The organism is Xenophilus azovorans DSM 13620 (assembly GCF_000745855.1).
GTDB lineage: Bacteria > Pseudomonadota > Gammaproteobacteria > Burkholderiales > Burkholderiaceae_C > Xenophilus > Xenophilus azovorans.
In genome coordinates, this window is record NZ_JQKD01000044.1 from 21,552 (window position 1) to 41,245 (window position 19,694).

Annotated in this window: 17 protein-coding genes; 16 read left to right on the forward strand and 1 reads right to left on the reverse strand. The window is 70.7% G+C overall.

The features are described from left to right. Positions 1-2 precede the first annotated feature (2 nt). The 16 genes from rsmH (at position 3) to Q392_RS33440 (ending at position 18,888) form a co-directional block, all read left to right on the forward strand. Complete coding sequence (rsmH, locus tag Q392_RS20600; protein ID WP_038211714.1) at positions 3-929, forward strand: 16S rRNA (cytosine(1402)-N(4))-methyltransferase RsmH; 927 nt, start codon at positions 3-5, stop codon at positions 927-929. Beyond that, complete coding sequence (gene ftsL / locus Q392_RS20605; RefSeq protein ID WP_038211740.1) at positions 929-1,303, forward strand: cell division protein FtsL; 375 nt, start codon at positions 929-931, stop codon at positions 1,301-1,303. The genes rsmH and ftsL overlap by 1 nt, the downstream gene beginning before the upstream one ends. Continuing rightward, on the forward strand, positions 1,300-3,051 hold the full coding sequence (locus Q392_RS20610; RefSeq protein WP_038211716.1) for a peptidoglycan D,D-transpeptidase FtsI family protein: 1,752 nt from the start codon (positions 1,300-1,302) through the stop codon (positions 3,049-3,051). The genes ftsL and Q392_RS20610 overlap by 4 nt, the downstream gene beginning before the upstream one ends. Continuing rightward, on the forward strand, positions 3,051-4,658 hold the full coding sequence (locus tag Q392_RS20615; RefSeq protein ID WP_038211718.1) for a UDP-N-acetylmuramoyl-L-alanyl-D-glutamate--2,6-diaminopimelate ligase: 1,608 nt from the start codon (positions 3,051-3,053) through the stop codon (positions 4,656-4,658). Before Q392_RS20610 ends, Q392_RS20615 begins: the two co-directional genes overlap by 1 nt. Continuing rightward, complete coding sequence (locus Q392_RS20620) at positions 4,655-6,094, forward strand: UDP-N-acetylmuramoyl-tripeptide--D-alanyl-D-alanine ligase (protein ID WP_211260265.1); 1,440 nt, start codon at positions 4,655-4,657, stop codon at positions 6,092-6,094. The genes Q392_RS20615 and Q392_RS20620 overlap by 4 nt, the downstream gene beginning before the upstream one ends. A 15-nt stretch (positions 6,095-6,109) precedes the next feature. After that, positions 6,110-7,288, forward strand: a complete 1,179-nt coding sequence (gene mraY, locus Q392_RS20625; RefSeq protein WP_038211719.1) for a phospho-N-acetylmuramoyl-pentapeptide-transferase — start codon at positions 6,110-6,112, stop codon at positions 7,286-7,288. Between the two features lie 7 nt (positions 7,289-7,295). Then, complete coding sequence (locus tag Q392_RS20630) at positions 7,296-9,161, forward strand: Mur ligase family protein (protein ID WP_051953796.1); 1,866 nt, start codon at positions 7,296-7,298, stop codon at positions 9,159-9,161. Then, positions 9,158-10,462 carry a putative lipid II flippase FtsW gene (ftsW, locus tag Q392_RS20635; RefSeq protein WP_038211720.1) on the forward strand — a complete coding sequence of 435 codons (1,305 nt, stop codon included), beginning with the start codon at positions 9,158-9,160 and terminating at the stop codon, positions 10,460-10,462. Before Q392_RS20630 ends, ftsW begins: the two co-directional genes overlap by 4 nt. A 79-nt stretch (positions 10,463-10,541) precedes the next feature. Then, positions 10,542-11,612, forward strand: coding sequence for an undecaprenyldiphospho-muramoylpentapeptide beta-N-acetylglucosaminyltransferase (gene murG / locus Q392_RS20640; protein WP_038211722.1), 1,071 nt, complete (start codon positions 10,542-10,544; stop codon positions 11,610-11,612). Continuing rightward, positions 11,609-13,036 (forward strand): UDP-N-acetylmuramate--L-alanine ligase, encoded by a 1,428-nt coding sequence (murC, locus tag Q392_RS20645; RefSeq protein WP_038211724.1) that lies wholly within the window; start codon positions 11,609-11,611, stop codon positions 13,034-13,036. Before murG ends, murC begins: the two co-directional genes overlap by 4 nt. After that, positions 13,033-14,022, forward strand: a complete 990-nt coding sequence (locus Q392_RS20650; protein ID WP_038211725.1) for a D-alanine--D-alanine ligase — start codon at positions 13,033-13,035, stop codon at positions 14,020-14,022. The genes murC and Q392_RS20650 overlap by 4 nt, the downstream gene beginning before the upstream one ends. Before the next feature lie 11 nt (positions 14,023-14,033). Then, positions 14,034-14,828 carry a cell division protein FtsQ/DivIB gene (locus Q392_RS20655; RefSeq protein WP_038211726.1) on the forward strand — a complete coding sequence of 265 codons (795 nt, stop codon included), beginning with the start codon at positions 14,034-14,036 and terminating at the stop codon, positions 14,826-14,828. Between the two features lie 39 nt (positions 14,829-14,867). Beyond that, positions 14,868-16,097 (forward strand): cell division protein FtsA, encoded by a 1,230-nt coding sequence (gene ftsA, locus Q392_RS20660; RefSeq protein WP_038211727.1) that lies wholly within the window; start codon positions 14,868-14,870, stop codon positions 16,095-16,097. A 262-nt stretch (positions 16,098-16,359) separates the two neighbouring features. Continuing rightward, complete coding sequence (ftsZ, locus tag Q392_RS20665; protein WP_038211745.1) at positions 16,360-17,556, forward strand: cell division protein FtsZ; 1,197 nt, start codon at positions 16,360-16,362, stop codon at positions 17,554-17,556. Between the two features lie 207 nt (positions 17,557-17,763). Continuing rightward, the gene (gene lpxC, locus Q392_RS20670; RefSeq protein WP_038211730.1) at positions 17,764-18,687 is read left to right on the forward strand and encodes a UDP-3-O-acyl-N-acetylglucosamine deacetylase; all 924 of its coding nucleotides are present in this window, start codon (positions 17,764-17,766) and stop codon (positions 18,685-18,687) included. A 24-nt stretch (positions 18,688-18,711) separates the two neighbouring features. Further along, positions 18,712-18,888, forward strand: a complete 177-nt coding sequence (locus Q392_RS33440) for a hypothetical protein (RefSeq protein ID WP_169748321.1) — start codon at positions 18,712-18,714, stop codon at positions 18,886-18,888. 537 nt (positions 18,889-19,425) lie between these two features. Here the strand turns inward: Q392_RS33440 and Q392_RS20675 are convergent. Beyond that, the coding region (locus tag Q392_RS20675; RefSeq protein ID WP_038211732.1) for an IS256 family transposase at positions 19,426-19,694 on the reverse strand (269 nt) is incomplete at its 5' end.

Below are 19,694 nucleotides of genomic sequence, written 5' to 3' on the forward strand. Positions count from 1 at the left end.
GCTTGAATACGCCCCTCGTCCACACCACGGTGCTGCTGCAGGAAGCCGTCGACGCCCTGCTGGGTGGGGCTGCGGCGCCCGGCGGCACCTTCGTGGACGCGACCTTCGGGCGCGGCGGCCACGCGCGCCGCATCCTGGAGCAACTGGGGCCGCAGGGCCGGCTGATCGCCTTCGACAAGGACCCGGAGGCGGTGGCGGAAGCGGGGCGCATCGCCGATGCGCGCTTTGCCATCCGGCACGAAGGCTTCACGGGGCTGGGAGCGCTGCCCCCGGGCAGCGTGGCCGGGATCCTCATGGATCTCGGCGTCAGCTCCCCCCAGATCGACGACCCCGCACGGGGTTTTTCTTTTCGTTTCGACGGCCCCCTCGACATGCGCATGGACACCACGCGCGGCCAGAGCGCGGCCGAGTGGCTGGCGACGGCCGACACACAGCAGATTGCAGAGGTGATTCGTGACTATGGCGAAGAACGGTTTGCTGTTCAGATTGCAAAGGCGATTGCTGCTCGCCGACAGGAACGGGGCCCAGTTTCAACCACCGCCGAGCTGGCCGAGCTCGTGGCTGGCGCGGTCAAAACCCGCGAGCCGGGCCAGAACCCTGCAACGCGCACATTTCAGGCTCTTCGGATTCACGTCAACGCCGAGCTTGAAGAGCTGCAACAGGCGCTAGGAGCGAGCCTGAACGTGCTGCAACCCGGAGGCCGGCTGGCGGTGATCAGCTTCCACTCGCTGGAAGACCGCATCGTCAAGCAGTTCATCGCCGCCCATTCGCGCGAGGTGTTCGACCGCCGCGCGCCCTTCGCCGCGCCCAAGGCGATGAAGCTGCGCGCGCTCGGGCGCGTGCGCCCGTCGGCGGCCGAGGTGGCGGCCAATCCGCGCGCGCGCAGCGCGATCCTGCGCGTGGCCGAACGCACGGAGGTGGCGGCTTGATCACGCGCCTGAACCTCTTCCTGCTGCTGGCCGTGATCGTCACGGCCATGGTGCTGGTGCACACCCAGTACCGTTCGCGCCAGCTCTACACGCAGCTGTACCGGGCGCAGAGCGAGGCGCGCACGCTGGAGACGGAGTTCGAGCGGCTGCAGGTGGACAAGCGGGCCCAGGCCACGCCGCTGCGCATCGAGAAGCTGGCCAAGGAGCAGCTCAGGATGCGCACCACCACGCCGGCCATCACCCAGTACGTGCGCGCCGACGGTACGGTGATCCCGGGCGTCGCCCCGCTGCCGCCGGAAGAGGCCGCGCGCCAGGCCGCCGCGGCGGCAGTCGCCGGCCGCGCCGGCGCGGCAACCGGCAGGAGCGGGCGATGAGCACCAGCCGCAGCGTGCGCTACACCACCAGCCCCCTGCTGGCGAGCAAGACGCCGGTCTGGCGCAGCAAGTTCATCGTCGCCAGCATCGCGCTGGGCTTCGTGGTGCTGGCCGGGCGCGCGGTGTACGTGCAGGTGATCGGCAACGACTTCTTCCTGCGCCAGGGCACGGTGCGCTTCGAGCGCACGCTGGCGCTGCCGGCCAACCGGGGCCGCATCCTCGACCGCAACGGGCTGATCCTCGCCTCCAGCGTCATCGCGCCCAGCATCTGGGCGATTCCCGAGGACATCGAGCGCGACGATCCGGACACCAAGGCCAGGCTGCGCCAGGTGGCCAAGCTGCTGGGCATGGCGCCCAAGGACCTGGACAAGAAGCTCGCCGACGAGGACAAGACCTTCGTGTGGATCCAGCGCCAGGTGGACGAGCCCATCGCCAAGCAGATCGCGGCGCTGAACATCAAGGGCCTGCACCAGACGCGCGAGTACAAGCGCCAGTACCCCGAGGGCGAGGCGGCCGCGCACGTGGTGGGCTTCACCAACGTGGAGGACCACGGCCAGGAAGGCATCGAGCTGGCCTTCGACAAGGCGCTGGCCGGCCAGCCCGGCTCGCAGCGCGTCATCAAGGACCGCCTCGGCCGCGTGATCGAGGGCGTGGGCGAGGTGGTGCCGCCGGTGGACGGCAAGGACATTCAGCTCGCGATCGACAGCAAGGTGCAGTTCTTCGCCTACCAGAAACTGCGCGACGCCGTCACCGCCAACAAAGCCAGGGCGGGCAGCGTGGTGGTGCTCGACGCCGTCACCGGCGAGGTGCTGGCGCTGGCCAACTACCCCAGCTACTCGCCCGACAGGCGCCAGAACCTCACCGGCGAGCAACTGCGCAACCGCGCCCTCACCGACACCTTCGAGCCCGGCTCGACCATGAAGCCCATCACCGTGGCGATGGCGATGGAGGCGGGCCGCATCAGGCCGCAGACCGTCATCGACACCTCGCCCGGGCGCTACCAGCTCGGCGGCTTCACCATCCGCGACACGCACAACTACGGCGCGCTCACGGTGGAGGGCGTGATCCAGAAGTCCAGCAACGTGGGCGCGCTGAAGATCGCGCAGAAGATGAGCCCGCACGAGATGTGGGACGTCTACACCGCGCTGGGCTACGGGCAGAAGCCGCAGATCGCCTTCCCCGGCGCCGTCAGCGGCCGGCTGCGCCCCTGGAAGACGTGGAAGCCGGTGGAGCAGGCCACCATGTCCTACGGCTACGGCCTGTCGGCCTCGCTGTTCCAGATGGCGCACTCGTACACCGCCTTCGCGCACGACGGCCGCGTCATCCCGGCCACCATCCTCAAGAGCAGCGAGCCGGCGGTGGGGGTGAAGGTGTTCTCGGCCGAGAACGCGCGCGCCGTGCGCAAGATGCTGCAGATGGCCGCCGGCCCCGGCGGCACCGGCCAGCGCGCGCAGACGGTGGGCTACTCGGTCGGCGGCAAGTCCGGCACGGCCCACAAGCAGGTGGGCAAGGGCTACGCCAGCAACAAGTACCGCGCCTGGTTCACCGGCATGGCGCCGATCGACAAGCCGCGCATCATCGTGGCGGTGATGATCGACGAGCCCAGTGCCGGCCAGTACTACGGCGGCGCGGTGGCGGCGCCGGTGTTCAGCGAGGTGGTGCAGCAGACGCTGCGCATGATGAACGTGCCGCCGGACCTGGCCGTCAAGCCCCTGGTCGTGACCGAGGGCGTGGAGGAGAGCTTCTGATGGCCCTGCAGATGCTCCGCAGCCCCGACGAGGCCGCGCGCTGGCTACACCAGCGCGTGCAGGGCGACCTGTTCGCCGACAGCCGCCGCGTCGGCCGCGGCGACGGCTTCATCGCCTGGCCGGGCGCGGCCGTCGACGGGCGGCAGTTCGTCGGCGCGGCGCTGGCGCAGGGGGCGGCCGCCTGCCTGGTGGAGCACGAGGGCGCGGACGCCTTCGGCTTCGCGCGGGAGGGCGGCGCCGGCGGCGCGTCCGTCGCCGCCTATGCCGGCCTGAAGGCCGCCACCGGCCCGATCGCCGCCGCCTACTACGAGCAGCCCTCGCATGCGCTGGACGTGCTGGCCGTCACCGGCACCAACGGCAAGACCTCGACCGCCTGGTGGCTGGCGCAGGCGCTCACCGCCTGCACGGGCGCGGGGCCCTCGCCCTGCGCCGTCGTCGGCACCCTCGGCATGGGCGTGCCGCCGGCGCTGGAATACACCGGCCTGACCACGCCCGACCCCGTCATGCTGCAGCGGGCGCTGCGCCACTTCGTGCGCGCCGGCTTCGGCGCCTGCGCCATCGAGGCCTCCTCCATCGGCCTGGCCGAGCGGCGGCTGGACGGCACGCGCATCGCGGTGGCCGTGTTCACCAACTTCACGCAGGACCACCTGGACTACCACGGCAGCATGGAGGCCTACTGGCAGGCCAAGGCGGAACTGTTCCGCTGGCCGGGCCTGCGCGCGGCGGTGGTCAACATCGACGACGTGAAGGGCGCCGCCCTGGTGAAGGACCTGCTGGACGCCGGCGCGGCACCGGGCCTGGACATCTGGACGCTCTCGTCCGCCGGCCACGGCGCGCGGCTCGAGGCGCGCGACGTCGGCCACGGCGGGCAGGGGCTGGCCTTCACCGTGGTGGAGGACGGCATGGCGCCGGTGCGCCTGGCCACCGGCCTGATCGGCGACTACAACGTGGCGAACCTGCTGGGGGTCATCGGCACGCTGCGGGCGCTGGGCCTGTCGCTGGAAGCGGCCGTGGCTGCCTGCCGCGACCTGGGCAGCGTGCCCGGCCGCATGGAAATCGTGACAGCCCCCGGAAGCCGGCACGCCGGCTTCGTCCCCCAAGGGGAGCAGGAAGACTCGGGAGCGGCCCAGCGTCTTCCCGGGGGCGGCCAGCACGCGCCGCTGGCCGTGATCGACTACGCTCACACGCCCGACGCGCTGGACAAGGCGCTGGCCGGCCTGCGCGCCTTCGCGGCGCAGCGCGGCGGGCGGCTGTGGTGCGTCTTCGGCTGCGGCGGCGACCGCGACCCGCTCAAGCGCCCGATGATGGGCGCCGTGGCCGAGGCGCGCGCCGACGTGGTAGTGCTCACCAGCGACAACCCGCGCGGCGAGTCGCCCGATCGGATCCTGAGCCAGATCCTGCGCGGCCTGGCACGGCCGGAGGCGGCCCGCGTGCAGGTCGACCGCGCAGCGGCCATCGCCGAGACGATCGCCGAGGCCGACACGGCCGACGTGGTGCTGATCGCGGGCAAGGGCCACGAGGCCTGGCAGGAGATCGCCGGCCGGCGCCAGCCCTTCTCCGACCGCGTGCACGCCGAAGCGGCGCTGCGCGCCAGGAGCGCAGCATGACCGGCACGATGCTCTTCACCCTGCAGCAGGCGTTGGCCTGGGTGCCCGGCGCTCGCCTGGTGGGCGACGGCGCCACGCCGGTCGCCCGCGTCCACACCGACAGCCGTAGCCTCGCCGCCGGCGACCTGTTCGTGGCCCTGAAGGGCGAGCGCTTCGACGGCCATGCCTTCCTGCCCCAGGCGCGCGCGCACGGCGCCGTGGCGGCCGTGGCGCAGGCCGGGCTGGCACAGGCCGGCCTGCCCGGTCTGGAGGTGCCCGACACGCTGGCCGCGCTCGGCGCCATCGCGCACGGCTGGCGGATGCAGTTCGAACTGCCGCTGATCGCCGTCACCGGCAGCAATGGCAAGACGACGGTGACGCAGATGATCGCGGCGATCCTGCGCACCTCGGCCGGCGCGCGCGCGCTGGCCACCGAAGGCAACTTCAACAACGAGGTCGGCCTGCCGCTGACGCTGATGCGCCTGCGGCCCGAGCACCGCCTGGCGGTGGTCGAGCTGGGCATGAACCACCCCGGCGAGATCGCGCGGCTGGCCGCCATCGCGCAGCCCACGGTGGCGCTGGTGAACAACGCACAGCGCGAGCACCAGGAATTCATGGCCACGGTGGAGGCGGTGGCGCGCGAGAACGGCAGCGTGTTCGCTGCGCTGCCGCCGCAGGGCACCGCGATCTTCCCGGCCGGCGACGACTACAGCGAGCTGTGGGAATCGATGGCGCGCGAGGAGGCCGGGCGCCGCTGCATCCGCTTCGGCACTTCGGCCGATGCCGACATCGCGCTGGGCGAGGCGCACTGGCAGGGCGAGGCGTGGGCGCTGGAGATCCGCACGCCGCTGGGGCCGCTGGCGACGCACCTGCACATCGCGGGCCGCCACAACCTGCACAACGCGCTGGCGGCCACCGCCTGCGCGCTGGCGGCGGGCGTGTCGCTGGACGAGATCGCGCGCGGCCTGGCGGCCTTCGAGCCGGTCAAGGGCCGCTCGCGCAGCCGGCTGGTGGCGCGCGCCGGCGCCGCGCCGCTGACGCTGGTGGACGACAGCTACAACGCCAACCCCGATTCCGCACGCGCCGCCATCGACGTGCTGGCCGAACTGCCGGGCCCGCGCCTGCTGGTGCTGGGCGACATGGGCGAGGTCGGCGACCAGGGCCCGCAGTTCCATGCCGAGGTGGGCGAGTGGGCGCGCCGGCGCGGCATCGACGCGGTGTACGGGCTGGGCGAGGCCTGCGCGCATGCCATCGCCGCCTTCGGCCGCGAGGGCCGCCACTTCGCCGACATCGATGCGCTCAACGCCGCGGTGCGCGAGCAGCTGCCCGCGTGGGGCAGCGTGCTGGTCAAGGGCTCGCGGTTCATGCGGATGGAGCGCGTGGTGCAGGCCGTCGAGGCGGCGCTCGCGCCCGCCCGCGACAACGACGACAACGAGGAGGCCGGCCATGGTGCATGAACCCGGCGCGCGCGCATGCTGCTGAGCCTGACCCAATGGTTGCAGACCCTCTCGCCGGAGCTGGGCTTCCTGCGCGTGTTCCAGTACCTGACCTTCCGCGCGCTGATGGCGGCGGTGACCGCGCTGCTGTTCGGCCTGGCCGCGGGCCCCTGGGTGATCGGCCGCCTGACGGCGCTGAAGATCGGCCAGCCGGTGCGCGGCTACGCGATGGAGACGCACCTCTCCAAGAGCGGCACGCCCACCATGGGCGGCGTGCTGGTGCTGTTCTCGATCGCGCTGGCCACGCTGCTGTGGTTCGACCTGTCGAACCGCTTCGTGTGGGTCGTGCTGTGGGTCACGCTGGGCTTCGGCGCCATCGGCTGGGTGGACGACTGGCGCAAGGTCGTCAACAAGGACCCGGAGGGCATGCGCTCGCGCGAGAAGTACTTCTGGCAGTCGCTGATCGGGCTGATAGCGGCCTTCTACCTGCTGTTCGCCATTTCCGAAAGCTCCAACGGCCGCGTGCTGGAGCTGTTCGTCAACTGGGTGAGTTCCGGCTTCGACATGGACTTCCCGCCCAAGACGCACCTGCTGCTGCCCTTCTTCAAGGAGATCAGCTATCCGCTGGGCGGCATCGGCTTCGTGATCCTGACCTACCTGGTCATCGTCGGCGCCAGCAACGCGGTCAACCTCACCGACGGGCTGGACGGGCTGGCCATCATGCCGGTGGTGATGGTCGGCTCGGCGCTGGGCGTGTTCGCCTACGTCACCGGCAGCGCCGTCTACAGCAAGTACCTGCTGTTCCCGCACATTCCCGGCTCGGGCGAGCTGCTGGTGTTCTGCTCCGCGATGGCGGGCGCGGGCCTGGCCTTCCTGTGGTTCAACACGCACCCGGCGCAGGTCTTCATGGGCGACGTGGGCGCGCTGGCGCTGGGCGGCGCGCTGGGCACGGTGGCCGTCATCGTGCGCCAGGAGATCGTGTTCTTCGTGATGGGCGGCATCTTCGTGGTCGAGGCCATCTCGGTGATGGCACAGGTCAGCTACTTCAAATACACGAAGAAACGCTATGGCGAGGGCCGGCGCGTGCTGAAGATGGCACCCTTGCACCATCACTTCGAGAAGAGCGGCTGGCGCGAGACCCAGGTGGTGGTGCGCTTCTGGATCATCACCATGCTGCTGTGCCTGGTGGGGCTGTCCACCCTGAAGCTGAGGTGAACCGGCGATGAAGCACCTCCAGGATCTGCACGTCCTCGTCCTCGGCCTCGGCGCGTCCGGGCTGGCGATGGCGCGCTGGTGCGCGCGCCACGGCGCGCAGGTGACGGTGGCCGACACGCGCGAGGCGCCGCCGCAGTTGGCCGTGCTGCGCGAGCAGTTGCCGCAGGTGAAGTTCGTCGGCGGCCCGTTCAGCGCGGCGCTGGTCGAAGGCACGCCGATCCGCGCCGTGTACCGCTCGCCCGGCCTGTCGCCGGCCGCCATCGCGCCGGTGGCCGACGCGGCGCGCGCCATCGGGCTGCCGGTGGGCGGCGAGCTGGACCTGTTCGTGCAGGCGCTGGCCGATCTGCGCGAGGCCGACGAGACGCCGCAGGCCGACGAAGTTCCGGAGGCCGAGGCACCGGCCGAAGCGCAGGCCGAGGAGGCCCCGGCCGCCGCCGAACCCGCCCCCGCATCCGACGACGAGGCGCCCGCGCCCGTCATCGCCCCGCCGCCGGCCGAAACCGGCTACCGCCCCGCCGTGCTCGCCGTCACCGGCACCAACGGCAAGACCACCGTCACCTCGCTCACCGGCCTGCTGGTCGAGCGGGCCGGGCGCACGGTGGCCGTGGCCGGCAACATCGGCCCCAGCCTGCTCGACACGCTGGCCGAGCGGATGGACGCGGGCGACCTGCCGCAGGCATGGGTGCTGGAGCTGTCCAGCTTCCAGCTCGACGGCGTGCGCGGCTTCGAGCCGACGGCCGCCACGGCGCTCAACATCACGCAGGACCACCTGGACTGGCATGGCGACATGGCGGCGTATGCGGCGGCCAAGGCGCGCATCTTCGGCGAGCGCGGCCTGATGGTGCTCAACCGCGACGACGAGGCGGTGATGGCGATGCTGCCGCCGCCGGTGCGCGCGAAGCTGCAGCGGCCGCAGCAGCGCGCGCACGTCACCTTCGGCAGCGGCCTGCCGCAGCGCCCGGGCGACTTCGGCATCGAGCGCGTCAACGGCATGGCCTGGCTGGTGCGCGCGCACGAGGCCGACGAGACGCAGAAGCGCAAGCGCGGCGCCGCGCGCCGCGCCGGGCCGCCCCAAGCAAGCGCGCACCCCCTCGGGGGGCAGCGAGGACACGCAGTGCCGAATGTGGGGGCTTCAAGTGATGAGGAAGAGATCCACCTGCAGCGCCTGATGCCCGCCGACGCGCTGCGCATCCGCGGCCAGCACAACGCCATGAACGCGCTGGCCGCGCTGGCGCTGGCCGTGGCCGCCGGCTGCCCGCTGGCGCCGATGCTCTACGGCCTGCGCGAGTACGCCGGCGAGCCGCACCGCGTGGAGCCGGTTGCGCTGGTCGACGACATCGAGTTCTTCGACGACAGCAAGGGCACCAACGTCGGCGCCACCGCGGCCGCGCTGCTGGGCCTGGGCGGCGAGCGCAGCGCCGGGCCGCCCCAAGCAAGCGAGAGCCCCCTTGGGGGGCAGCGAGGACACGAAGTGCCGAGCGTGGGGGCCGTCGTCCAGCGGCGCATCGTGCTGATCGCGGGCGGCGAGGGCAAGGGCCAGGACTTCGGCCCGCTGGCCGAACCGGTGGGCCGCTACGCCCGCGCCGTGGTGCTGATCGGCCGCGACGCGCCGATCCTCCGCGCCGCGCTGGAAGGCACCGGCGTGCCGCTGCTGGACGCCGCGTCGATGGACGAGGCCGTGCTGCTGGCTGCGCGCCGCGCGCAGCCCGGCGACGCGGTGCTGCTGTCGCCCGCCTGCGCCAGCTTCGACATGTTCCGCGACTACGCGCACCGCGCCGAGGTGTTCCGGGGCGCCGTGCAGGCGCTGGCCGACGACCCGGCGCCGATGCGCGAGGGCGCCGCCGCGCCCGTCGAGGGAGAGGACGCGACATGAGCAGCCCCGCCGCCGCCACGCCCAACGCCCGTCCGGGCTTCCTCTCGGGCCTCTCCGGCCTGTTCGGCCGCGCCCGCCGCGGCATGGACGCGCTGCCCATGCACCTGCCGGTGCGCCTGGGCGGCAGCGACTTCACGCAGACCAAGGCCGCGCCGGTGCGCGTGCTGGGCTTCGACCAGGCGATGCTGTGGGTCATCGTCGCGCTGCTGGCCTGGGGCCTGGTGATGGTGTATTCGGCCTCCATCGCGCTGGGCGACAACCCGCGCTTCGCGCGCGCCAACTACGGCCAGGGCTTCTTCGTGCTGCGCCACGGCGCCTTCATCGCCATCGCCTTCATCGCCGGGCTGCTGGCCTTCCAGGTGCCGATGCGCCAGTGGGAGCGCATCGCGCCGTGGCTGTTCATCGTCTCCATCCTGCTGCTGGTGCTGGTGCTGATCCCGCACATCGGCCGCGTCGTCAACGGCGCGCGGCGCTGGCTGCCGCTGGGCCTCATGAACTTCCAGCCCTCGGAGCTGGCCAAGCTGGCGATGGTGCTCTACGCCTCCAGCTACATGGTGCGCAAGATGGAGATCAAGGAGCGCTTCTTCCGCGCCGTGATCCCGATGGCGCTGGCGGTGGTGGTGGTGGGCATGCTGCTGCTGGCCGAGCCGGACATGGGCGCCTTCGTGGTGATCGCGGTCATCGCCATGGGCATCCTGTTCCTGGGCGGCGTGAACGCGCGCATGTTCTTCCTGATCGCCGCGCTGGTGGTGGTGGCCTTCGCCATCATGGTGGCGGCCAGCCCCTGGCGGCGCGAGCGCATCTTCGCGTACCTCGATCCCTTCAGCGAGGAGCACGCGCTGGGCAAGGGCTACCAGCTCTCGCACGCGCTCATCGCCATCGGCCGCGGCGAGATCTTCGGCGTCGGCCTGGGCGGCAGCGTCGAGAAGCTGCACTGGCTGCCCGAGGCGCACACCGACTTCCTGCTGGCCGTGCTGGGAGAGGAGTTCGGCCTGGTCGGCCTGCTGCTGATCATCTGCCTGTTCTTCTGGCTGACGCGCCGCATCATGCACATCGGCCGCCAGGCCATCGCGCTGGACCGCGTCTTCGCCGGCCTGGTGGCGCAGGGCGTGGGCATCTGGATGGGCTTCCAGGCCTTCATCAACGTGGGCGTGAACCTCGGCGCGCTGCCCACCAAGGGCCTGGGCCTGCCGCTGATGAGCTTCGGCGGCTCGGCCATGCTGCTGAACCTGATCGCCTTGGCGCTCGTGCTGCGGGTCGACTACGAAAACCGCGTCCTCATGCGCGGAGGCCGCGTATGAGGATGCGGTTTCACCAAAACCGCGTGCAGCGCGTAGCGCTGCGAGGCGCGTCAGCGCCGCTGATGCGCGGAGGCCGCGTATGAGGACAGCCCTGGTCATGGCAGGCGGCACCGGCGGCCACATCTTCCCCGGCCTGGCCGTGGCGGAAGAGCTGCGCGCGCGCGGCTGGCGCGTGCACTGGCTGGGCGCGCCGGGCAGCATGGAAGAGCGGCTGGTGCCGCCGCGCGGCTTCGCCTTCGAGCCGGTGCAGTTCGGCGGCGTGCGCGGCAAGGGCCTGCTCACGCTGGCGCTCCTGCCGCTCAAGCTGCTGCGCGCCTTCTGGCAGAGCATCGCGGTGGTGCGCCGCGTGAAGCCCGACGTGGTGGTCGGCCTGGGCGGCTACATCACCTTCCCGGGCGGGATGATGGGCGTGCTGCTGGGCCGGCCGCTGGTGCTGCACGAGCAGAACTCGGTGGCCGGCATGGCCAACAAGGTGCTGGCCGGCGTGGCCGACCGGGTGTTCACCGCCTTCCCCCATGTCATGCCCAAGGCGAAGTGGGTGGGCAACCCGCTGCGCGAGGAATTCCTGCGCCAGAGCCCGCCCGCCGAGCGCTTCGCCGGCCGCAGCGGGCCGCTGAAGCTGCTGGTGGTCGGCGGCAGCCTGGGCGCCAAGGCGCTCAATGCCGTCGTGCCGAAGGCACTGGCGCGCATCGCGCCCGGGGAGCGGCCGATCGTGCTGCACCAGAGCGGCGAGAAGCAGATCGACGAACTGCGCGCCAACTACGCGGCCGCGGGCGTCGAGGCCGAGCTGACGCCCTTCATCGACAACCCGGCCGAGGCCTATGCCGAGGCCGACCTGATCGTGGCGCGCGCCGGCGCCAGCACGGTGACCGAGATCGCTGCCGTGGGCGCCGCCGCGCTGTTCGTTCCCTTTCCGTCGGCGGTCGACGACCACCAGACCACCAACGCCCGCTTCCTCGCCGACGCGGGCGCGGCCTGGCTGGTGCAGCAGACCGACCTGACCCCTGAACTGCTGTCCGACTTGCTCCTGAAAACCGAACGCCCGGCGCTGCTGGACCGCGCGCTCAAGGCCAAGACGCTCGAAAAGACCGAAGCCACCCGGGAGGTGGCGAATGCCTGCGAGGAACTCGTGAAGGGAGGCCGCGCATGAAGCACGCGATCCGTCACATTCACTTCGTGGGCGTGGGCGGCTCCGGCATGAGCGGCATCGCCGAGGTGCTGCTGAACCTGGGCTACGCCATCTCCGGCTCCGACCTGGCCGACAGCGCGACGCTGCGCCGCCTGGCCGGGCTGGGCATCCGCACCTTCGTCGGTCACGCGGCGGCCCACATCGAGGGCGCCGACGCGGTGGTGACCTCCACCGCGGTCAAGCCCGACAACCCCGAGGTGGTCTCCGCGCGCGAGCGCCGCATCCCGGTGGTGCCGCGCGCCCTGATGCTGGCCGAGCTGATGCGCCTGAAGCAGGGCATCGCCATCGCCGGCACGCACGGCAAGACCACCACCACCAGCCTGGCGGCCAGCGTGCTGGCGGCGGCGGGGCTCGATCCGACCTTCGTCATCGGCGGGCGCCTGAACAGCGCCGGCGCCAACGCGCGGCTGGGCGGCGGCGACTACATCGTGGTCGAGGCCGACGAGTCCGACGCCTCCTTCCTCAACCTGCTGCCCGTGATGGCGGTCGTCACCAACATCGACGCCGACCACATGGAGACCTACGGCCACGACTTCGGCCGGCTGCAGCAGGCCTTCGTCGACTTCCTGCACCGCATGCCCTTCTACGGCGTGGCGATCCTGTGCACCGACGATCCGGCGGTGCGCGGCATCGTGCCCCAGGTCACCTGCCCGGTGACCAGCTACGGCTTCGCCGAGGATGCGCAGGTGCGCGCCATCGACGTGCGCGCGGCCGGCGGCCAGATGCACTTCACCGCCCAGCGCCGCAACGGCGTGGTGCTGCCCGACCTGCCCGTCGTGCTCAACCTGCCGGGCGAGCACAACGTGCGCAACGCGCTGGCGATCATCGCGATGGCGGTGGAGCTGGGCATCCCCGACGAGGCGGTGCAGCGCGGCCTGGCCGGCTTCAAGGGCGTGGGCCGGCGCTTCCAGCGCTACGGCGAGATCGCGGCGTCCGCCGGCGGCACCTTCACGCTGATCGACGACTACGGCCACCATCCGGTCGAGATGGCCGCCACCCTGGCCGCGGCGCGCGGCGCCTTCCCCGGCCGGCGGCTGGTGCTGGCCTTCCAGCCGCACCGTTACACCCGCACGCGCGACTGCTTCGAGGACTTCGTCAAGGTCATCGGCAGCGCAGACGCGGTGCTGCTGTCGGAGGTGTATGCCGCCGGCGAGGCGCCCATCGTGGCCGCCGACGGCCGCAGCCTGGCGCGCGCCCTGCGCGTGGCCGGCAAGGTGGAGCCGGTCTTCGTCGACGACATCGCCGCCATGCCGCAGGCCGTGCTGGACAACGCGCGCGACGGCGACGTGGTGCTGTGCATGGGCGCCGGCTCCATCGGCGCGGTGCCGGGCAAGGTGGTCGCGCTGGCCGACGGCGCATCCATGCAGGAAGGACGGGCAGCATGACCCCGATCGACCCCAAGGCCCTCGGCAAGGTGGCGGTGCTCTTCGGCGGCAGCTCCGCCGAACGCGAGGTGTCGCTCATGTCCGGCAGCGGCGTGCTGCTGGCGCTGCGCTCGCGCGGCGTCGACGCGCATGCCTTCGATCCCGCCGAGCGCGACCTCGCCGACCTGAAGCGCGAGGGCTTCGCGCGTTGCTTCATCGCGCTGCACGGCCGCCACGGCGAGGACGGCACGGTGCAGGGCGCGCTGGAACTGCTGGGCATCCCCTACACCGGCTCCGGCGTCATGGCCTCCAGCGTGGCGATGGACAAGGTGATGACCAAGCGCCTGTGGCAGGCCGACGGCCTGCCCACGCCGAAGTACGTGCGCCTGGCCGAAGACCAGCAGTCGCGCGAGCAGGTGCGCGCCGTGCCCGACGTGCTGGGCCTGCCGTTGATCGTCAAGCCGCCGCGCGAGGGCTCCTCCATCGGCGTGACCAAGGTGCGCGGCTATTCCGAGATGCAGGACGCCGTGAAGCTGTCGGCGCGCTACGACCCCGACGTGCTGTGCGAGGAGTTCATCGAGGGCGAGGAAGTGACCTGTCCCGTGCTCGGCAGCGGCCTCGATGCCGTGGCGCTGCCGGTGGTGCGCATCGCCGCGCCCGAGGGCGCCTACGACTACCAGAACAAGTACTTCACCGACGAGGTGAAGTACCACTGCCCGGCCGGCCTGCCCGACGCGCTGGAAGAGGAGATCCGCCACATCACCCTGGCCGCCTACCGCACGCTGGGCTGCCGTGGCTGGGGCCGGGCCGACCTGATGATCCGCGCCGGCGACCGCAAGCCCTTCCTGCTGGAGATGAACACCTCGCCCGGCATGACCAGCCACTCGCTGGTGCCGATGTCGGCGCGTGCCGCCGGCATCGACTACGAGGAGCTGTGCCTGCGCGTGCTGGCCACCGCCACGCTCGATTCGGCGCGGCCGACCTCCGCAGAGGAGGGCGCTGCCTGAGGCGTTCGACCATGGCCGACACCCTGCCCGCACCCTTCGACGTCCGGCTCATGAACGTGCTGGCCACGCTGCTGTTCGCCCTGTTCGGCGTGATGCTGCTGGCCGCCGGCGCATGGTGGGTGCTGCGCCAGCCCTTCTTCCCGCTGGGGGGCATCAAGGTGGACGGCGACGTGACGCACAACAACGCCGTGACCCTGCGCGCCAACGTGACGCCGCAGTTGCGCGGCAACTTCTTCACCGTGGACCTGGCCCAGGCGCGCGCCGCCTTCGAGTCGGTGCCCTGGGTGCGCAAGGCGGTCGTGCGGCGCGAGTTCCCCGACCGGCTGCGCGCCACCCTGACCGAGCACCGGCCGGTGGCGCACTGGGGCGACGAGTCGGAGTCGCGCCTGGTCAACAGCTACGGCGAGGTGTTCGAGGCCAACAGCGCCGAGGCGGGCGACGACCTGCCGCGCCTGGCCGGCCCCGACGACCAGGCCGGCCACGTGCTGGGCATGTACCACGAGCTGGCGCCGCTGTTCGCGGCGGCCGAGCTGGACGTCGAGCAGCTGAGCCTGTCCAGCCGCGGAAGCTGGCAGGTGCGGCTGGACAACGGCGCCAGTATCGAGCTGGGGCGGGGCGACAGCGACGAGGTGACGGCGCGCGTGCAGCGCTTCCTGCGCAGCGTGCGCCACGTGGCGGCGCAGTACGGCCGCACCGTGGACGCCGTGGAAAGCGCCGACCTGCGCCATGCCGACGCCTACGCCATCCGGCTGCGCGGCGTGACCGTGGCGCCGGAGGGCGGCACGCCCCCGGCACGGAAGAAATAGCGAGAAGAGCGAAAGAAGGAACCGCGAGGACATCTCACAATGGCCAAAGACTACAAAGACCTGGTCGTCGGACTCGACATCGGCACCGCCAAGGTGATGGTGGTGGTGGCGGAGGTGCTGCCCGGTGGCGAGCTCAAGCTGGCCGGGCTGGGCGTGGCGCCGAGCAACGGCCTCAAGCGCGGCGTGGTGGTCAACATCGACGCCACCGTGCAGAGCATCCAGCAGGCGCTCAAGGAAGCCGAGTTCATGGCGGACTGCAAGATCAGCCGCGTCTACACCGGCATCACCGGCAGCCACATCCGCGGCATCAACTCCAGCGGCATGGTGGCCGTCAAGGACAAGGAAGTCACCGCCACCGACGTCGCCCGCGTGGTCGAGACGGCGCGCGCCATCAACATCTCCAGCGACCAGCGCCTCCTGCTGGTGGAGCCGCAGGAGTTCGTGATCGACGGGCAGGACGTGAAGGAGCCCATCGGCATGAGCGGCATGCGGCTCGAAGCCAAGGTGCACATCGTCACCGGCGCTCAGAGCGCGGCCGAGAACATCATCAAGTGCGTGCGCCGCTGCGGGCTGGAGGTGGACCAGCTCATGCTCAACCCGCTGGCCTCCAGCCAGGCGGTGCTGACCGAGGACGAGCGCGAGCTGGGCGTGGTGCTGGTGGACATCGGTGCCGGCACCACCGACGTGGCCATCTTCACCGGCGGCGCGATCCGCCACACGGCCGTCATCCCGATCGCCGGCGACCTGATCACCAGCGACATCGCGATGGCGCTGCGCACGCCCACCAAGGACGCCGAGGACATCAAGGTCGAGAACGGCTTCGCCAAGCAACTGCTGGCCGACCCGGAGACGCAGGTGGAGGTGCCCGGCCTGGGCGACCGCGGCCCGCGCCTCCTGAGCAAGCAGGCGCTGGCCGGCGTGATCGAGCCGCGCATCGAGGAGATCTTCTCGCTGGTGCAGCAGGTGGTGCGCGAGTCGGGCTACGAGGAAGTGCTCTCGTCCGGCGTGGTGCTCACCGGCGGCAGCGCGGTGATGCCCGGCATGGTCGAGCTGGCCGAGGACATCTTCCTCAAGCCCGTGCGCCGCGGCATCCCCAAGTATTCGAGCGCGCTGTCGGACATGGTGGCCCAGCCGCGCGCGGCCACCGTCATGGGGCTGCTCGAGGAAGCGCGCCACGCCCGCATGCGCGGCTACAAGGTGGCACAGAAGAGTGGCTCGGTGAAGACGGCCTTCGGCCGCTTCAAGGACTTCATCGTGGGGAACTTCTGATGCTCTATCCGCACGATCTCTGGTTGATGAACCGAGCCCCCAGGGCTGGGCGTTGCCCAGCCCGCCCCCCGAGGGGGGCAAGAAAACTTGGGGCGGCCCGGCGTTTTCTTGTGCGCAGTCCACCGCGCCATTTCAACGAGCGATGGCGAAGGCGCGGTCCACCGCCTTGATGCCCGGTGCGTTCACTCACGAATCACGAGCAAGACCAAAAAGCAACCTCTCTTTTCATACACGGCAACTGCAAGCAATCAAGGAGTCCATGATGCCCATCGAAATGATCGAAACCGAAGAGTTCAACCGGGGCACGCAGATCAAGGTGATCGGTGTCGGCGGCGGTGGCGGCAACGCCGTCGCGCACATGATCGAGCGCGGGGTGCAGGGCGTGGAGTTCATCTGCGCCAACACCGACGCCCAGGCGCTCAATCGCGGCCACTCGCACAAGTCCCTGCAGCTCGGCCTGACCGGCCGCGGCGCCGGCAGCAAGCCCCAGATCGGCCGCGAGTCGGCCGAGGTGGCGGTGGACGACATCCGCCAGGCCATCGAGGGCGCGCACATGCTGTTCATCACCGCCGGCATGGGTGGCGGCACCGGCACCGGGGCGGCGCCGGTGATCGCCCGCGTGGCCAAGGAGATGGGCATCCTCACCGTCGGCGTGGTGACCAAGCCCTTCGACTGGGAAGGCGGCAAGCGCATGACCAACGCAGAGCAGGGCCTGGCCGAGCTGGAGGCGAACGTCGATTCGCTCATCGTCATCCTGAACGAGAAGCTGCTCGACGTGCTGGGCGACGACGTGACGCAGGAAGAGGCCTTCGGCCACGCCAACGACGTGCTGAAGAACGCCGTCGGCGGCATCGCCGAGATCATCAACGAGTACGGCCACGTGAACGTCGACTTCGAGGACGTGCGCACGGTGATGGGCGAGCCCGGCAAGGCCATGATGGGCACTGCCTCGGCCAGCGGCCCCGACCGCGCGCGCATCGCCTCCGAACAGGCCGTGGCCTGCCCGCTGCTGGAGGGCATCGACCTGTCCGGCGCCAAGGGCGTGCTGGTGCTGGTGACGGCGTCGAAGGCCTCGCTGAAGCTGTCGGAGTCGAAGCTGGCGATGAACACCATCCGCGCGTACGCCTCGCCGGACGCGCACGTCATCTACGGCGCCGCCTACGACGAGCGCCTGGGCGACGAGATGCGCGTGACGGTGGTGGCCACCGGGCTTTCGCGCCAGAACGCCGGCCGCGGCCAGCCCGAGCTGCAGGTCATCCGCACCGGCACCGACAACATCCCCTTCGGCGTGCCGAACGTGGGCACGGGGATGGGGCAGCAGCCGGCGTACGACCCGCTGACGGTGCCGCGCGTGTGGGGGACCAACCGCACGAACGCCGCCGCGAAGATCGATGCGCTGACGGCCGGCGGCATGGACGACTTCGAGATCCCCGCCTTCCTCCGCCGCCAAGCTGACTGACGGGGCATCAAGCTACTGCGCGGCCCGATCTTGCGCCTGCGGTCCTCGCCGTACGCGAGTACGGCTGCGGTCCTCGGCGCAACCTCGGGCCGCTCGCTACGCTTGCTGCCCCATCAGTCGGTCCCGTTGGGCTTGCCCATGCTGACTATCGCTGCCATAGACAGGCTGAGGACGCGCCAGGAGAGGCCGGCACCTAAAATCGGCCGGATGCTCCAGCAACGCACGCTCAAGTCCATCTCCCGCGCCGTCGGCGTGGGGCTGCACAGCGGGCAGCGGGTGGAGCTGACGCTGCGGCCGGCGCCGGCGGACACGGGCATCGTGTTCCGGCGGGTCGACCTGCCGGAGCCGGTCGACATCCCGATGAACGCGGAGGCGGTGACCGACACGCGGCTGGCCTCCACCGTCTCCAACGGCGGCGCCAAGGTGCAGACGGTGGAGCACATCATGTCGGCCTGCGCCGGCATCGGCATCGACAACCTCTACATCGACATCACGGCCGACGAGGTGCCGATCCTCGACGGCTCGGCCGCCTCGTTCGTGTTCCTGCTGCAGAGCGCGGGCGTCGAGTTGCAGAAGGCGCCGCGCCGCTTCATCGAGGTGCTGGCGCCGGTGGAGGTGCGCGAAGGCGAGGGCGCCAACGAGAAGTGGGCGCGGCTCGATCCGTACCACGGCTTCAGGCTCAGCTTCGAGATCGACTTCGACCACAAGGTCGTCAACTCGACCGGCCAGCGCTTCGAGTTCGACCTCGGCAGCGGCCAGTACAACCGCGACATCGCGCGTGCGCGCACCTTCGGCTTCACCAAGGAGGTGGAGTACATGCGCAGCAAGGGCCTGGCGCTGGGCGGCGGGCTGGACAACGCCATCGTCATGGACGACACCAAGGTGCTCAATGCCGGCGGGCTGCGCTACGACGACGAGTTCGTCAAACACAAGATCCTCGACGCGATGGGCGACCTGTACATCGTCGGCAAGCCGCTGCTGGCGGCCTACAGCGCCTTCCGCTCCGGCCACGCGCTGAACAACAAGCTGCTGCGCGCGCTGCTGGCGCAGCCCGAGGCGTACCGCGTCGTCACCTTCGACGACGAGCGCGCCGCGCCGCGCGGCTTTGCCGAGGTAGCGCGCGCCTGGTAGGGCGCTGCCGGCCGCCTCCTTCGCATGCTGCTCTTCCGCTGGGCCATCCTGCTCCTGCTGCTGGTGGCGGGCGTGTGCTTCGCCTTCTACGCCGCCACCGGCCAGGTGAAATATCGCCGCATCGGCTGGGTGGTGCTCAAGTGGACGCTGCTCGCGGCGCTGGGCTTCTTCGCGGTGCTGATCGCGGAGCGGGTCGCCTGAGTCCGTTCTTCAGCTCTGCCGGCTTGGGACGCACGGCAACTGCTTTCTCCAGTTCCGGCGCAAACGATGCAGAGGACCCTATGCGCCATCCTGTCGAAATGCTATTCGCTGAACTGACCTCTGTTCAGCCATTTCCCACAGGAGTCGTTGTGGTGCCTGAACGGATTCCTGGCACGGCATTTTTTCCGGGTGGAGCAGGGCTTTGGGCGACCGCGCCTGGTCGGCCGTGGCCGTCTATGCCCACCGAGGGTGTGATGGTCCTGGGGCATGACTTCCACTCGCTGAATGCCTTCAAAGAAACGCTGGCGAGAGGTGGCGAAGTCGTCATTGGCGCTGACGGTGAGCCGCAATCGCATGTGCCAAGTTGGACAAACCTCTTGGGCATGTTGAAGGAATTCGGTATTCCGCCTGAACGATGCTTCTTTACCAATGCGTATATGGGCCTGCGCGACGCGAACTTGGCGACGGGAAAATTTCGGTCGTGTCCCAATTCGTGGTGTAAGTCCACAGCCCGGACGAGGCTGAGATGCACGGTACTCAGCGAGCCACAGCGGACAGCCGAGTGGGCGCAGTGTCGCTCAGGGTCTGCAGGCCTTCAAGTTGCATGTAGCGCCGGTTGAGCGACCACTCGTCGTTCTGCTCCAGCATCATGGCGCCGACCAGGCGCACGATGGACGCATCGTTGGGGAAGATGCCCACGACGTTGGTGCGTCGCTTGATCTCCGCGTTCAGCCGCTCCAGCGGGTTGGTGCTGTAGATCTGCGCCCAGTGCGCTCGCGGGAAGGTCATGAAGGCCAGCACGTCGT